Genomic DNA, 14,533 nt, shown 5'->3' with positions numbered 1-14,533 from the left:
CGAGATGGATCGGCGAGGATTTCTCAAGCTCGCGCTGGCGACAGGCACCGCGACCGGAGTAGCGGCGGTCTCGGGGTGCAGCGGCAGCAGCGGCGGACCTTCGGGTGAAGGTGGCGATGTCACACTGCGGTACGCGTGGTGGGGCAATACCATCCGACAGCAGAACTACACCAAGGCACTGAAGCAGTTCAGTACGGCGAACCCGTCGATCGCGATCGAGCCGGAGTTCGCCGACTACACCGCGTTCCAGGAGCGGATGACGACGCAGATCGCGGCTCGCGACGTACCGGACATCTTCTGGATCGCGTCGCCGCAGGTGATGACGTACCACAAGAGCAAGCTGTACCGGAAGCTGGACGACATCCCGACACTGAAGTGGGACGACTACAGCAAGGAAGACCTTGAGACGTTCAAGCTGTCCGGTGAGCTGAACACTTTGCCGTTCGGCATCTTCACCCCGGTGATCCGCTACAACGAGACCGTCGCGACGGCCGACGGAGTGACAATTCCGGCGGAGGGTCCCGGCTGGACCTGGGACAGTCTGTCTGAGCTCCTCGTTGCCTACAGCAAGAACAATCCGGACAAGCGGAAGGGTGTGCCGTACGCGCCCGATCACGACCTGACCTTCGAGGCGTGGTTGCGGCAGCGGGGCGAGCAGTTGTGGACCGAGGACGGCCAGGTCGGGTTCACGGTCGACGGACTGGGCAGCTGGCTCGACTGGTGGGAGAAGCTGCGCAAGGCCGGTGCCGCGCTGTCGCTCAGCGAGCAGGAGGGAATGGGCCCGGACTGGGCGCAGGTGGGGAAGAAGGTGCTGGTCAACTTCGGCAACTCCAACCACATCATCGATGACGCGAAGATGTTCCCGAAGGAGCGGTTCCGGTTGCGCGCGGCTCCGATCGCGCCGACGGCGGTGGACGGGCACAAGTACCTGTACTTCCCCCGGATGGCGATCTACCAGCGGATCGACGACGCCAACCTCGAGGCGGCCGGCAAGGTGCTCGACTACAACGTCAACAATCCCGAGATGCTGAAGACGGTCCGGCTGACGATGGGTGCGCCGACGAACCCGAAGGTGGCCGAGCAGGCCCAGGCGTTCGCGAGCCAGGACGAGAAGGAGATGCTCGCGGTGGTCCAGAAGGAACGGGCCGCGCAGCGCAAGCCTCGGTACGAGGCGCCGCCCGGATCCAGCACCTGGCGTACGGCGACCAGTCGCATCTGCGAGGAGATCGCGCTGGGCAAGACCACTGTGCCGGACGGCGCGAAGAAGCTGGTCGACGAGATCGCCGCCGGTATCAAGCGAGCCCAGTGATGTCGCGGAAGCCGGTCTTCCATCTCAATCGGCAGGGGCGAGCTGCTCACGTCTTCCTGATCCCGTGGCAGCTCGGCTTCCTGCTCATCACCGCCGTACCGCTGTTCGCGTCGCTGTACCTGGCCTTCACCGACTACGACATCCTGAACGCGCCGGAGTGGACCGGGCTGGAGAACTTCCAGCGGATGATCCACGACGACCAGTTCTGGGCGTCGGTCCGGGTGACGGTGACGTACGTGCTGGTCTCGGTGCCGTTGCAGCTCGGGTTCGCGTTGCTGCTGGCGCTGATCCTGGATCGCGGGTTGAGTGGTCTGGCCTTCTATCGCAGCGCTTTCTACCTGCCGTCGCTGCTGGGGTCGAGTGTCGCGATCGCGATCCTGTGGCGGGAGATCTTCGGTGATGCCGGTCTGATCAACAAGGGATTGGCGCTGATCGGGATCCAGGGCGAGAGCTGGCTGCAGAATCCTCGGACGGCGCTGGCGACGTTGATCGTCCTCAACGTGTGGACCTTCGGCTCGCCGATGGTGATTTTCCTGGCCGGTCTGCGGCAGATCCCGGACGAGCTGTACGAGGCGGCTCGCGTCGACGGGGCCGGGATCTGGCGGCAGTTCACCCATGTGACGGTGCCACTGCTGACGCCGATCATCTTCTTCAATCTGATATTGCAGACAATCGGCGCGTTCCAGACGTTCACCCAGGCACACATCATCAGCGGGGGCACCGGTGGCCCGGCGAACTCGACATTGTTCTACACGCTGTACGTGTACCAGCAGGGATTCGTTGCCTTCGACATGGGTTATGCGTCCGCACTGGCCTGGGTGCTGATGGTCGCGATCGCGGCGATCACCGCGCTGCACTTCCTGGTCTCGAAGTACTGGGTTTTCTACGGAGACAGCTGATGGCGACCCCAACTGCAGCACAGACACTGTCCGCGGGTGAGGTGATCAGCAGCCCGGCGCCGATCCGGCAGCGCCGGATCCGGTCCGCGTTCAAGCATGCCGGGCTGCTGGTGTTCGTGGCGTTCATGATCTATCCGCTGGTCTGGATGGTGGTGAGCGCGTTCAAACCGGCCGACCAGATCCTGACCGAGCCGGGCGTCATCCCGACGGACCTCACGTTCGACAACTTCAAGGACGGCTGGCACGCGCTGAACAGGCCGTTCTCGGTGTTCTTCGTCAATTCGCTGCTGGTCACCATCGGGTCGATCGTCGGCAACCTGTTCTCCTGCTCGTTGACGGCGTACGCGCTGGCCCGGCTGCAGTTCAAGATGCGGAAGGTGTACTTCGCGATCACCCTGGCCTCGGTGATGCTGCCGTTCCACGTGCTGGTGATCCCGCAGTACATCTTCTTCTCCCAGCTCGGCCTGGTGAACACCTACTGGCCGCTGCTGATCCCGAAGTTCCTGGCCACCGACGCGTTCTTCGTCTTCTTGATGGTGCAGTTCATCCGGACCCTGCCGCGTGAGCTCGACCGGGCCGCCTGGATCGACGGGGCCGGCCCGTTCCTGACGTTCTGGTACGTCGTCCTGCCGCTGATGCGACCCGCGTTGGTGACGACGACGATCTTCACCTTCATCTGGACCTGGAACGACTTCTTCGTACCGTTGATCTACCTGACCAGGACGCAGGTGTTCACCGTGCCGGTGGCGCTGAACTCCATGGTCGACTCCGAGACCCAGAGTGGGGTGGGCATGCTGTTCGCCATGTCGTTGCTGTCGCTGATTCCGATCCTGATCTTCTTCGCGGTCGCCCAGAAGTACCTGATCCGCGGTATCGCCACCACGGGGCTTAAATGATCATCGTTGTCGTCGGCAAGGAGAGGCAGGACCTCGTCGACGCCGCCGGTGACGGTGTGGAAGTGCGCTTTGTCAGACAGTTGGACGAGGCAGACGACGTCTTCGGTGAGATGGAGGCGGTCATCGGCCGGGTACCGCCCTCGGTGCTGCTGAAGGCGCCGCGGCTGCGCTGGGTGCACAGCCCGTCGGCGGGAGTCGATGCCGACCTCTCCCCGGAGATGCTGGCGTCGCCCGTCGTACTGACGTCGAGCGCGGGCAACGGCGGCATCCCGCTGGCCGAGCACTCGATGCTGCTGATGCTCATGCTGAATCGGGAGGTGCCGCGCTGGATGCGCGCCCAAGCAGACCACCGCTGGGAACGGTTCACGCATGGCGAGTTGGCTGGTCTGACAGTTGGCATCTACGGACTCGGCAACTCCGGGCTCGATCTGGCCCGTAAGGCTCAGGCGTTCCACATGCGCGTGCTCGGCGTACGGCGTCGCGTCGAGGAGCCATCGCCGTACGTCGATCTGGTCTGCGACTTCGACCAGATGCTGGCGGAGTCGGACTTCGTCGTCGTCACGGCACCGCGGACGCCGTCCACGGCCGGGCGCTTCGATCGGGATGCGTTCGCGCGGATGAAGTCGACGGCGTACTTCGTCTGCATCTCGCGCGGCGGGATCGCCGACGACGACGCCCTGCTTGACGCGCTGCGAGACGGGCAGATCGCAGGGGCGGGGCTGGACGCGCACGGTGTGGAACCGTTGCCCCCGGACAGTCCGTTCTGGTCGTTGCCGAACGTCATCGTGACGCCGCACAACGGTGCCACCAGCGACGGAACAGCCCGCCGCGGTGCCGAGATCGTGCGGGAGAATCTGCGCCGATTCGTCAACGGAGAAGTTCTCCACAACCTGGTTGACAAGACCGCCGGCTACTGATTGTGGCCAGTACACTTGCGTGACCATTTTGAAACCCGGAGGGGGTGCTGTGGGTACCGAAGCGAGCCTCGAGCTCGGACCGTCCTCGCTGACCGACGCGCTGTACGAGTCGGTCCGCAAGCGGATCGTGAACGGCGAGATCGCGCAGGGCGAGAAGGTCACCGAGGTCCGCCTCGCCTCCGAGTACAACGTCGCCCGGCCGACTGCGAAGGCGGCGCTGGAGCGACTCACCGCACTCGGCCTGCTGCGTCGTACGGCGCACAAGACGGCCGTCGTCCCGGTGCTCGACCGGGCCGAGATCCGCGACCTGTTCTTCAGCCGGATGACGATCGAGAAGGCCGCGGTGTCCGTGCTGGGGACGACCGGCAAGGTGCCGGACGCGGCGGCACGGGCCCAGGTGGCGATCGAGTACGCCGCCCGCGACCGGCTGTTCGAGAACCAGGTCGAGGCCGACATCGCCTTCCATACCGCCCTCGTCGCCGGCGCACACAGCTGGCGACTGTCCCGCATGCACGAACTCATCATCGGCGAGGTCCACCTCACCATGGGCCAGTACAAAGCCCACCGCAAAGCCGACCCGTCCACCGTCGCCCAGGAGCACGCCTCCATCCTCCAGGCGATCGAAAATGCCGACCCCGACCTCGCCGCCCTGCACATGGCCTACCACCTCGAGCAAGCCCAGAACCGCCTCCTCAGCACCTTGAGCGAGGACTGAACGCAACGACGTCAGGGCGTCGACACCGCCGGCGGTCTCACTGGGGTGTCGAATCTAGGGATTGACGAATCTCGTCCCGCGGGAGAGGGTCGGGAAGGGTACGGGTGGGTCTGGGGGAGGTCCGGTCGGCTGTCGGGGGTTCTGACGCTCTTTGGGGTGGGTTTCGCGCTGCGCTCGACGGCCATGGCTGGTCTGTGTTGCGCCGGTTGAGGCGCTTCAACGTAGGTGCCGGGCTGCGGCGCTGATCTTGACTCGGCCATGGAGGGGTCAATGGGCACGATCGAGGACTTGAGGGAACGCACCAGAGGACAGGTCTTTACCGACGGCGACGAGGGGTACGACGAGGCGCGCCGGGTCCACAACGCGATGCACGACAGGCGTCCACGGGTCGTGGTGCGGTGCGAGAACGCGGGCGACGTGATGGCCGCGGTGGACTTCGCGCGGTCCAATGAACTGGATCTGGCGGTGCGCGGCGGCGGGCACAGCGTGCCTGCTTTCGGCACCGTGGACGACGGCGTGGTCGTCGACCTGAGCGGGATGCGCAATGTCCGGGTGAACCCTGTCAGCCGGACCGCACGCGCCGGCGGCGGCGCGACCTGGGGCGATTTCAACGCGGCGACGCACGCGTTCGGGCTCGCGACGACGGGCGGCATCATCTCGACCACCGGCGTCGGCGGTCTGACGCTTGGCGGCGGGATCGGCTACCTGGACCGCGGGCTCGGGTTGGCCTGCGACAACCTGATCTCGGCGGACGTGGTGACCGCGGACGGGCAGTTCCTGATCGCGAGCGAGAAGGAGAATGACGACCTGTTCTGGGCGTTGCGCGGTGGGGGCGGCAACTTCGGCGTGGTGACCGCGCTGGAGTTCAAGCTCGCGCCGGTGTCGATGATCTACGGCGGTCCGATGCTGTTCGAGATGGCCGACGCGGCCGCGGTGGTGGCCGGGTTCCGGGACATGATCGGGGACGCGCCCGAACAGCTCGGTGGGTTCCCGGCGTTCCAGATCGCGCCGCCGCTGCCCTTCATCCCGGAGGACCGGCACGGTGACGTGTTCGCGCTCATCGTCGGGTGCTGGGCCGGCGAACTCGATCGGGGCGAGACGGAGATCTCGAAGTTCCGCGAGTTCGCGCCGGTGGTCGCCGAGAGCGTCGGGCCGATGCCGTATCCGGCCCTGAACAGTGCTTTCGACGCACTCGTCCCGCCGGGACTGCAGCACTACTGGAAGGCGAACTTCGTCACCGAGTTGACCGACGAGGCGATTCAGGCGCATCTGCGGCACGCGCCCGGGCTGCCGGCGGTGAACTCGACCGTGCACATCTACCCGATCAACGGCGCCTGCCACCGGGTGACGCCGGGAGCGACCGCGTTCGCCTACCGGGACGCGAACTTCGCGACCGTGATCGCGGGCATGTGGCCGGACGCGGCCGACAACGACGCGAACATCGAGTGGGTCAAGTCGTACTACGACGACGTCGCACCGCATTCGGAGTCCGGCGGCTACATCAACTTCATGGCCGATGACGACCAGGGCCGGATCCGGGACAACTACAAGGAGAACTACGACCGACTGGTCGAGGTCAAGCGCAAGTACGACCCGGGCAACCTGTTCCACCTCAACCAGAACATCGCGCCCTAGGCAACGAACATCACGCCCGTACGGCGTTCTTGCCGTACGGGCGTGACTGTCATGTTGTCTTACATGTTCGACATAGCTGCTAGTCGTGCTGTCCAACACGCCTAGCAGGCGAACTTGTCTTACAGAGCGAGGAGACGCTGGAAGAAGGCGCGGTACTTCTGCAGGGCAGCGCGCAGGTCCTCGGTCGACGGTTCGCCGTCGGACCACTGCTTCTCGAGGCCCTGGTGCTGTTGCTCGAAGCTCATCGACAGGCGCTTGAGCAGATCGTCGACCAGCTTGTCGGCTTCGCTCACCGAGTTGCGCGGATCGTCGACGAACCCTTGCTGGATGACCTCCCACCGGGTCCTGAAGTCGACCGCGTCGTCCTCTGCCACCAACGGTTCGGTCGCCGTGCTGCGGTCGTCGGTCGTGGCTCCGGCCGTAGCTCCTGTCGAGGGTCCGGCCGACCAGTCGGTCCCGGGCTCACGCAGGTCGCCTTCACGCCGCGTCGGGTCGCCTTCGCCGGCGTCCGTCGTACCGTCAGCGTCGGCGAGGTCCGTCGTACGGTCGGTGTCGCGGTAGTCCGCCGTGCGGTAGCCCTCGTCGGCGTCCGTCGTACGGTCAGCGTCCGGGAGATCCGTCGTACGGTCAGCCTCGGGAAGGTCCGTCGTACGGTCGGTGTCGCGGTAGTCGGCTGCGCGGCGGTCGGGGTCCAGGGCATCGCGGTCGGCGTCCAGGGCGTCGCGGTCGGTCGCGGTCATGCGACGGTCGTCATCGCTGAACGGGCGGTCGTCTGGCGTGGTCATGCTTGCTCCTTCGCATCGGTTGAGTGCGGTCGGTGCTCCCCGCTCGCGTTGCCGCTGTCAGCCAGCAGCGCGTCGACCAAGTGGCGGTAGGCGGTGACGGCCTGGCGGAGTTCCTCCGTGTCGGTCTCGCCTCTGACCTGGGCAACCGCGACCCGGTGCGCGTCGCGGTAGTGCGCGGCGACCTCCGGGTGGTCGACCGAGATGTCGTTGACCCGCTGGTCGAACTCGTCAACCGGGTAGCCGGCCTCACGCATCATCCGCAGGACGAGCTGGTCGGCATCGGCGACGGCGGCCGCGGGCTGGTCGACGAAGCTCTGCTGCACCTGGGCCCACTCGGCCCGGTACTGCTCGGCGGACTCTCTGCTCAACGGAGTGATGTCGAGCTTCGACACGCGGCGCTCGCGCTCCCGCAGTTCGCGTTCGGCGCTGCGGCGGTCGCCCGACGCCTCGATGGTGTGCTCGTACTCCGGGCCGAACCGCTGTTGCAGCTCACCCGAGCGTCTGCGCTGGTACATGAACAGCAGCGCGCCCGCCGCGAGCACCACAACGGCGATGATGATGACTGTCAGGACGGTATCCATCAGACCTCCAGTCCGATTGGGCTGTGCAGACCTGCGATCTGGAGAACTGATCGCGAGGACCTTCGGCAGGCGGCCCCCAGCGCCGCCTCACATCCCCGAGGCCGAACCGGTACCCACGGCATGCGCGAACAAGCATCCGGCCGGTCACCGATGAGGTGACCGGCCGGACGCTGTCGGTTGATGCTGTGTCAGGCCTTCGGGCCCAGCTTGTGTACGACGATGCCGGACTTGAAGGTGGTCGTGCCGAGCAGTTCGAGGTGGGTGATGTCGATGTCGATGTTGTCGAACAACTTCGCACCACTGGCAAGTACCGGAACGATCCAGAAGTGGTACTCGTCGACCAGCTTGTGCTCCAGCAGCGTCTTCGAGAACTCGCCCGTCCCGTACTTGATCAGGTCACCGCCCTCCTCCTCCTTGAGCCGCTTGACCGCCTCGGCGGCGTCGCCCTCGAGCAGCTGGGCGTTCCAGGTCGTCTCGGTGAGTGTGCGGGAGGCGACGTACTTCGGCATCGCGTTGAAGTTGTCCGTGAACGGGTCGCCGCTACGCTGCGACCAGGCCTCGGCGAAGCCTTCGTAGGTGACCCGGCCGAGCACTTGGGCCTCGACGTTCTCCATCAGGGCCTGGGAGTAGGCGGCGTGCTCGTCGTCCCAGTAGGGGCCGGACCAGTCCTGCGGGTTGTCGATGACGCCGTTGGTGGTCACGAAGGTGGACTCGATCAGCTTCCTCATGGTTCTTCCTTCTTTCCTATTGTTGGTAAGGACGTTTGGTACGCGCGTCCAGGAGCGCTTGGGCCCACCAGACGAGCTGGTCGAGCATGAGCTTGGCCTGGGCCTCGTAGCCGGCGGTCGGCCGTGGCCAGTCGCCGTCTGCGGTGAACTGCTCCCAGTAGCAGGGCAGTGCGACCGTGTTACGGATGGTGACGGCTTGGAGCTCGGTGAAGACCTGCCTCAGCTGTGCTGTGGCGTACAGTCCACCGGTCTCCCGGCCGTAGCTGACGATCGCGACCGGCTTGGCGTGCCACTCCTCGTAGTACCAGTCCAGTGCGGTCTTCAGCGGTGCCGGGAAGCTGCTGTTGTACTCCGGTGTCACCACTGCGAACGCGTCCGCGGTGGCGAGCCTCGGAGCCAGTACGGCGACCTCGGCGGGTGTCTTGTCGTCGGTGTCGAGCAGTGTGGTCGGCAGGTTCGCGGTGGCCAGGTCGATCAGGTCCACCTCGAACTGCTTGGCAGCCTGCTGGGCGAGCCAGTGGGCCACGGTCGGTCCGAACCGCCCGTTGCGGGTGCTGCCGAGGATCACTGCCAGTCGCATCTGCTGCCTCCTTCCTGATGTCCCAGACTCTGCCGGAACCCGTTTACGGTTTCTTTCCGGTCGCCCGGAGTGGCGCCGTAAACCGGAGGGCTTGAACCGGTGCGCGAGGTCGAATAGCGGCGGGAGGACGGTGTGGCGGTTATGGTGCGGCCATGCGTTTCGGGGTGCTGGGACCTGTCACTGCCTGGACAGACGCGGGGGAGCCCGTCACGATCCAGGGGCTGAAGGTCCGCGCCCTGCTGGCTGACCTCCTGGTGCACGAGGGCCGTCCAGTCCCGGCCGATCGCCTCATCTACGACCTCTGGGGCGACGACCTGCCCGGCAACCCGTCCGGCACGCTCTCTGCCAAGGTCTCGCAGCTCCGACGCGCTTTCGAGGACGCGGAGCCCGGCAGCCGTGCACTGGTGAAGTCCGGCCCGGCCGGCTACTCAGTCACGGTCGACGGTTCGTCGTACGACGCTCTGACCTTTGCCGACCGGGTAGCGGCCGGACAGCTCGGTGAAGCACTCGCACTGTGGCGTGGACCCGCGTACGCCGACTTCGCCGACGAGGCGTTCGTCGAGACGGCTGTGGCCCGCCTCAACGAGCAGCGGCTCACTGCACTGGAGACGCACTACGAGGAGCGTGTCGACCACCCGGTGAGCGAGCTGGCCACGCTGGTCGCCGAGTACCCGCTACGTGAGCGTCTACGTGCGAGTCACATGAGGGCTCTCTACCGGAGTGGTCGCCAGAGCGAGGCGCTGGACAGCTACGAGGAGCTGCGCCGCCTGCTGGCCGACGAGCTGGGGCTCGACCCCAGTCCGGACCTGGTGGCACTCCAGCAGTCGATCCTCACGCAGGAGCTGCCTAGTCGACGTTCCAACCTTCCAGCCCAACTGACCGAGCTGATCGGTCGTGATGAGGCCTTGGCCGAGGTCAGCTCCTGTCTGGCGTCCTCACGGCTCGTGACGCTGACTGGGCCTGGGGGTGTGGGCAAGACCCGGTTGGCCCTGGCTGCTGCCGCTGAAGTGGCTGAGCGCTTCGCCGACGGAGTTGTCCTGGTTGAGCTGGCTGCAGTGACTCCTGCTGCGCTGTCGGTGAGTAGCTCCCTGATGGATGCCGTGCAGGTAGCACTGGACGTACGGGAGATCGCTGGGCCTGCTGACACCGTGGTGGAGCGGCTTGCGGCGGTGATGGGCTCCCGGTTGCTGGTGCTCGACAACTGCGAGCAGGTCGTTTCGGAGGTCGCCGATCTGACAGACCGGCTGCTGGCTGCCGCTCCGGGCCTGCGTGTGCTGGCAACGAGTCGCGAGCCGCTGGGCCTGGCCGGTGAGGTCGTGTGGACTGTGCCGACGCTTGACGTGCCTTCACGGGATACCCGCGCCGAGGCTGTGGGTGAGAGTAGTGCGGTGCAGCTGTTCGTTGCCCGGGCGTCGGCCGCTTCGCGAGGCTTCACTCTGTCGGAGGAAACGGCCGCTGACGTGTCAGTGCTGTGCCGGCGGCTTGACGGGATCCCACTCGCCCTGGAGCTCGCTGCGACCCGAGTACGTGCTCTCGGAGTCCGTGGACTCGTTGCACGACTGGATGACCGCTTCCGCTTGCTGGCGACCGGACACCGTGGCGCTGCACCGCGTCAGCAGACTCTGCTTGCCATGATCGACTGGAGCTGGGAGCTGCTCAGCCCGGACGAGCAGGCCGTTCTGCGGCGTCTCGCCGTACATGCGGATGGGTGTACTCCGGATGCCGCGTCAGTGGTGTGTGCGGAGCCAGGGGTCGACGTTCTCGATGTGCTGGTACGGCTCGTTGACCGGTCCCTCGTCGTACCAGTGCAGGGGGCGGAGGGGCCGCGATACCGGCTGCTGGAGTCTGTGGCGGCGTACTGCTTGGCGAAGCTGCGTGTAGAGGATGAGTTGGAGTCCGTGGAGCAGCTGCACCTCGAGTACTACACGTCGTTTGCTGAGGAGGCTCGGCCGCACCTGTACGGCGGTGAGCAGAGCAGGTGGTTGCAGCTACTGGATGAGGATGCGGCCAACCTACGCACGGCACTGGACCGGGCTGTGGCGACTGAGCAGTTGCAGGTTGCTGAGCGGTTGGTGGACGCACTCGCCTGGTACTGGTACCTGCGTGGACGGAACGCTGAGGCGCTGCGGTCGTTGGAGGCAGTGCCGGACTCTGCGCGAGCTGGTGCTTGGCGAGTCGGGTTCATGTACGTGCAGGGCGACAGCGATGCAGCGCGCGAGCGGGACCGGTGGTTGGAGTCTGCAGATGCTCGAGCGCAGTGGTGGATCGCCTTTGCCGGCAGCGATGCCGGGGACCTCGTGACGTGTCTGGCATTGCTGGAGACGGCTCTGAAGAGCTTCGAGGCGGACGGCGACCAGTGGGGTGTCGCGGCGGTGCTTGCAGCGCGTGCCAAGCACGCTCACGTGCGGTCTGACGTTTCGGCACTGCACGCCGATGCTTCGGAGAGTGCTCGCATCTTCCGCTCGCTGGGTGACCGGTGGGGAGTGTTGCAGGCGACCAGCTGGCTCAGTGCCCATGCGGAGTTCACTGGCGACTTCGACAAGGCTGCGCGGTTGCAGCGGGAGGGCGTACAGCTCGCCGAGGAGCTGGGGCTGTGGCCAGAGCTGTCAGGGTCGCTGGCGATGCTTGGCTGGACCGAGATCAGGCAGGGCAACTATGACGCCGCTCGTGCACATGGAGAGCGTGCGCTGCGCCTGGCGAGCGAGCAGGACCAGCGCTCGACCCAGGCCCTGGCAGAGATCGTGCTGTCCTTTGCAGCACGTCGTACCGGGGCTCTGGACGAGGCGGAGACGCGGCTACGAGCGCTGGTGGATGAGGCAGGCCGCCATAAGGATCCGGTCCTTTACCTCTCGATGGTCCTGACGGAGCTCGCGTACGTCGTGGAGCTCCGTGGCGAGCCGGAGGCGGCTCTCGAGCTGCACCTCGAGGCATTCCGCATCTCGGAGGAGTACGAGTCGCTGCGCGGCATGTGCTGGTCTCTGGAGGGCATCGCCGCCTGTCTGCCGGACAAGACCGTCGCTGCACAGCTCCTGGGTGCTGCCGACGCGACCCGCTCCGCTGAGGGCTACCTGGTCTCGCCGGCCGAGTCCGGTGACAACAACCGGGCTGCGTCGGCCGCTCGTTCAGTGCTCGGAGACGCTGACTACGAGGCCGCCTGGAGTGCCGGCACCGGGCTATCGCCGGAGCAAGCCTTCCGCTTGCTGTGATGATGTCTGCGTAGCAGATGTTCTTGACTTGAGATTATTAGTCCAGCGAAGTAGTTTCGTCGTCAAGCAGACGGTGAAAGGTGAACCATGGACTACGGCCACGAGCTGGTCTTCGGCACGTTCCTGACCCCGGCGGTCGACAACCCGGCCCGGGTGATCGCGTTGGCGCAGCTGACCGAGCAGGTCGGTCTCGACCTGGTCACCTTCCAGGACCATCCGTACCAGCCCCGTCTGATGGACGCCTGGACGCTCCTGTCCGTCGTCGCCGCCCAGACCCAGCGCGTCAAGGTCGCGACGAACGTCGCCAACCTCCCGCTGCGCCAGCCGGTGGTTCTCGCCCGTAGCGTCGCCACACTCGACCTGATCAGCGGTGGCCGAGTGGAGCTGGGTCTTGGCGCCGGCGGCTTCCTGGATGCCGTCACTGCCAACGCCGGTCCGCAGCTGACCACCGGGCAGAGCATCACCGCGCTGGAAGAGGCCATCGCGATCATGCGCGAGGTGTGGACGCCGGAGGGCGGTGGCATCCGGCTGCCCGGCAAGCACTACACCGTGGCCGGCGCCAAGCGTGGTCCGCAGCCCGCACACGATGTGGAGATCTGGCTAGGTGCCTACAAGCCACGCATGCTTGCGGTCACCGGACGGCTTGCTGACGGCTGGCTGCCGAGCAGTGCGTACGCCGGACCGGACCAGCTCGCTGAGATGAACAAGATCATCGACGAGGCTGCTGTAGCAGCCGGGCGCGACCCTGCGTCGGTACGACGGCTCTACAACCTGTCGGGGCGGTTCGACGGTCGTGGTGGTGGGTTCCTGCAGGGACCGGAGGAGCTGTGGATCGACCAGCTCGCCGAGTTGACGCTGGGGGAGGGGATGAGCACGTACATCCTCGGCTCCGACGACCCGGACGACATTCGTCGCTTTGCCGAGGTGGCAGCCGGTGTCCGCGAAGCCGTGGAGGCGGCCCGCTCTGGTGAGGCTGTTGCTCGTGCAGAGGTTGCCGTTGGGACCACGGGGAGCTTTACCGTCGTACCGACTCCACCTCCTGCTGTACGACGTAGCGCCGTACAACTGCTGGATGAGTCCGACCGTCCGACTGGTCCGGCGTTGGACCCGGAGCGGACGTACACGCCGTACCAGCTGTCGTCGGGTCAGCACCTGATCGATGTACACGACCATCTGCGTGCTGAGCTCGAGCAGATCCGCGACCTGGTGGAGCAGGTGGCTGCCGGGTCGATCGGTGTCGGGCAGGCGCGGTCGCACATCAACACCATGACCATGCGGCAGAACAACTGGACGCTGGGAACGTACTGCGAGTCGTACTGCCGGCTGGTGACTACTCACCACTCGCTGGAGGACGCCTCACTGTTCCCGCACCTGCGGCGGGCCGACCCGGCGCTCGTACCCGTCGTGGACCGGTTGCAGGAGGAGCACCACGTCATCCACGACGTACTGGAAGGTGTGGACAAGGCACTGGTCGCGCTGGTCGATGGCTCTGGCTCCATCGACGGTTTGCGAGCAGCGGTCGACCTGCTGGACGACACGCTGCTCTCACACCTGTCCTACGAGGAGCGCGAGTTGGTGGAGCCGCTGGCGCGGCTCGGGGTCATTTAGCCTCACCCAGGAGTGAGGCCAGGATGTCGAGCAGGCGGAGGGTGGGAACCTCGCCCAGCAGACGTGCGGCCGACGTGGCCGGCTCGGCGATCAGCCGGACCTGCAGCAGCTTGAAGTCGCGCACGTTGGCCGGGTTGACCAGGTCGTTGTGCACCGCGGTCAGGAACTCCGCACCGGCCGACGCCGAGCCATAGGTCATCCGGATGAAGCTGTCGGTGACCGGGTAGAGGTACGGCCGCTTCAGGTGCAGCAGCTTCGACTTCTTGGCGTGACCGAAGCCGCGGTGGCCGGTGAACTTGTCGTCCAGCGCCATCGCCGCCTCGAACAGTCCGCTGCCCGGCGCCGCGTCCTCCAGCCGTGCGTCGACCGGGATGGCGGCGAGCTCCTTCTCCGCGTCCACCTCGAGCAGCCACGGGATGTCCAGCGCCCGCAGGTCGGAGCCGATCACCATCGTCCGGGCCAGATCCTCGAGCGTGATCTGGTTCGGATCGGACCCCCCGACGCACGTCATTCCCGGCAGACCGTCGTAGTAGCGCAGTACAGCGCCGTTCGTCTCGGCGTACAGCCGTAGCTGAGCTATCGCCTCGTCAACGACGATCTTCCGAGTACCGATGTTCATGAGCCACACCCTCACACTCTTGGTGGCAGACCCGCCAGCGGGCGGACCATCATCC

At 66.1% G+C, this 14,533-nt stretch carries 13 protein-coding genes; 8 read left to right on the top strand and 5 right to left on the bottom strand.

Features of this window, described 5'->3' with window-relative positions:
• The first annotated feature begins 4 nt into the window (after positions 1–4).
• From EV652_RS14415 to EV652_RS14390, 6 genes are all read left to right on the top strand, one after another.
• On the top strand, positions 5–1,309 hold the full coding sequence (locus EV652_RS14415; protein ID WP_132209592.1) for an ABC transporter substrate-binding protein: 1,305 nt from the start codon (positions 5–7) through the stop codon (positions 1,307–1,309).
• Positions 1,309–2,208, top strand: coding sequence for a carbohydrate ABC transporter permease (locus EV652_RS14410; protein WP_242001757.1), 900 nt, complete (start codon positions 1,309–1,311; stop codon positions 2,206–2,208). The genes EV652_RS14415 and EV652_RS14410 overlap by 1 nt, the downstream gene beginning before the upstream one ends.
• Positions 2,208–3,104, top strand: a complete 897-nt coding sequence (locus tag EV652_RS14405; RefSeq protein WP_132209591.1) for a carbohydrate ABC transporter permease — start codon at positions 2,208–2,210, stop codon at positions 3,102–3,104. The genes EV652_RS14410 and EV652_RS14405 overlap by 1 nt, the downstream gene beginning before the upstream one ends.
• On the top strand, positions 3,101–4,021 hold the full coding sequence (locus EV652_RS14400) for a D-2-hydroxyacid dehydrogenase (RefSeq protein WP_242001756.1): 921 nt from the start codon (positions 3,101–3,103) through the stop codon (positions 4,019–4,021). The genes EV652_RS14405 and EV652_RS14400 overlap by 4 nt, the downstream gene beginning before the upstream one ends.
• A gap of 49 nt (positions 4,022–4,070) precedes the next feature.
• A complete protein-coding gene (locus EV652_RS14395) occupies positions 4,071–4,736 on the top strand; it encodes a GntR family transcriptional regulator (RefSeq protein WP_132209590.1) in 666 nt (221 codons plus the stop codon).
• Positions 4,737–5,006: 270 nt separating this feature from the next.
• Positions 5,007–6,371, top strand: coding sequence for an FAD-binding oxidoreductase (locus EV652_RS14390; protein ID WP_132209589.1), 1,365 nt, complete (start codon positions 5,007–5,009; stop codon positions 6,369–6,371).
• A gap of 119 nt (positions 6,372–6,490) precedes the next feature.
• Here the strand turns inward: EV652_RS14390 and EV652_RS14385 are convergent, their stop codons facing one another.
• The 4 genes from EV652_RS14385 to EV652_RS14370 all read right to left on the bottom strand — a co-directional run bounded on the left by EV652_RS14385 (position 6,491) and on the right by EV652_RS14370 (position 9,045).
• Complete coding sequence (locus EV652_RS14385; protein ID WP_132209588.1) at positions 6,491–7,156, bottom strand: hypothetical protein; 666 nt, start codon at positions 7,154–7,156, stop codon at positions 6,491–6,493.
• The gene (locus EV652_RS14380) at positions 7,153–7,737 is read right to left on the bottom strand and encodes a hypothetical protein (RefSeq protein WP_132209587.1); all 585 of its coding nucleotides are present in this window, start codon (positions 7,735–7,737) and stop codon (positions 7,153–7,155) included. Before EV652_RS14380 ends, EV652_RS14385 begins: the two co-directional genes overlap by 4 nt.
• Positions 7,738–7,925: 188 nt before the next feature.
• On the bottom strand, positions 7,926–8,465 hold the full coding sequence (locus tag EV652_RS14375) for a dihydrofolate reductase family protein (RefSeq protein ID WP_132209586.1): 540 nt from the start codon (positions 8,463–8,465) through the stop codon (positions 7,926–7,928).
• A gap of 16 nt (positions 8,466–8,481) precedes the next feature.
• A complete protein-coding gene (locus EV652_RS14370; RefSeq protein ID WP_199238177.1) occupies positions 8,482–9,045 on the bottom strand; it encodes an NADPH-dependent FMN reductase in 564 nt (187 codons plus the stop codon).
• 152 nt (positions 9,046–9,197) lie between these two features.
• On the opposite strand from EV652_RS14370, the gene EV652_RS14365 reads away from it, so the two are divergent.
• Together EV652_RS14365 and EV652_RS14360 are read left to right on the top strand one after the other, a co-directional pair.
• Positions 9,198–12,251, top strand: coding sequence for an AfsR/SARP family transcriptional regulator (locus tag EV652_RS14365; RefSeq protein ID WP_132209585.1), 3,054 nt, complete (start codon positions 9,198–9,200; stop codon positions 12,249–12,251).
• A gap of 87 nt (positions 12,252–12,338) precedes the next feature.
• On the top strand, positions 12,339–13,859 hold the full coding sequence (locus tag EV652_RS14360) for an LLM class flavin-dependent oxidoreductase (RefSeq protein ID WP_132209584.1): 1,521 nt from the start codon (positions 12,339–12,341) through the stop codon (positions 13,857–13,859).
• Here the strand turns inward: EV652_RS14360 and EV652_RS14355 are convergent.
• Positions 13,852–14,478 (bottom strand): DUF6308 family protein, encoded by a 627-nt coding sequence (locus EV652_RS14355; protein ID WP_132209583.1) that lies wholly within the window; start codon positions 14,476–14,478, stop codon positions 13,852–13,854. The two genes, EV652_RS14360 and EV652_RS14355, sit on opposite strands and share 8 nt — an antisense overlap.
• Positions 14,479–14,533: the final 55 nt, after the last annotated feature.

This window comes from Kribbella steppae (assembly GCF_004342025.1).
Lineage (GTDB): Bacteria > Actinomycetota > Actinomycetes > Propionibacteriales > Kribbellaceae > Kribbella > Kribbella steppae.
Note: the sequence above shows the minus strand (reverse complement) of the source record. Positions and strands in the feature narration are given on the sequence as shown.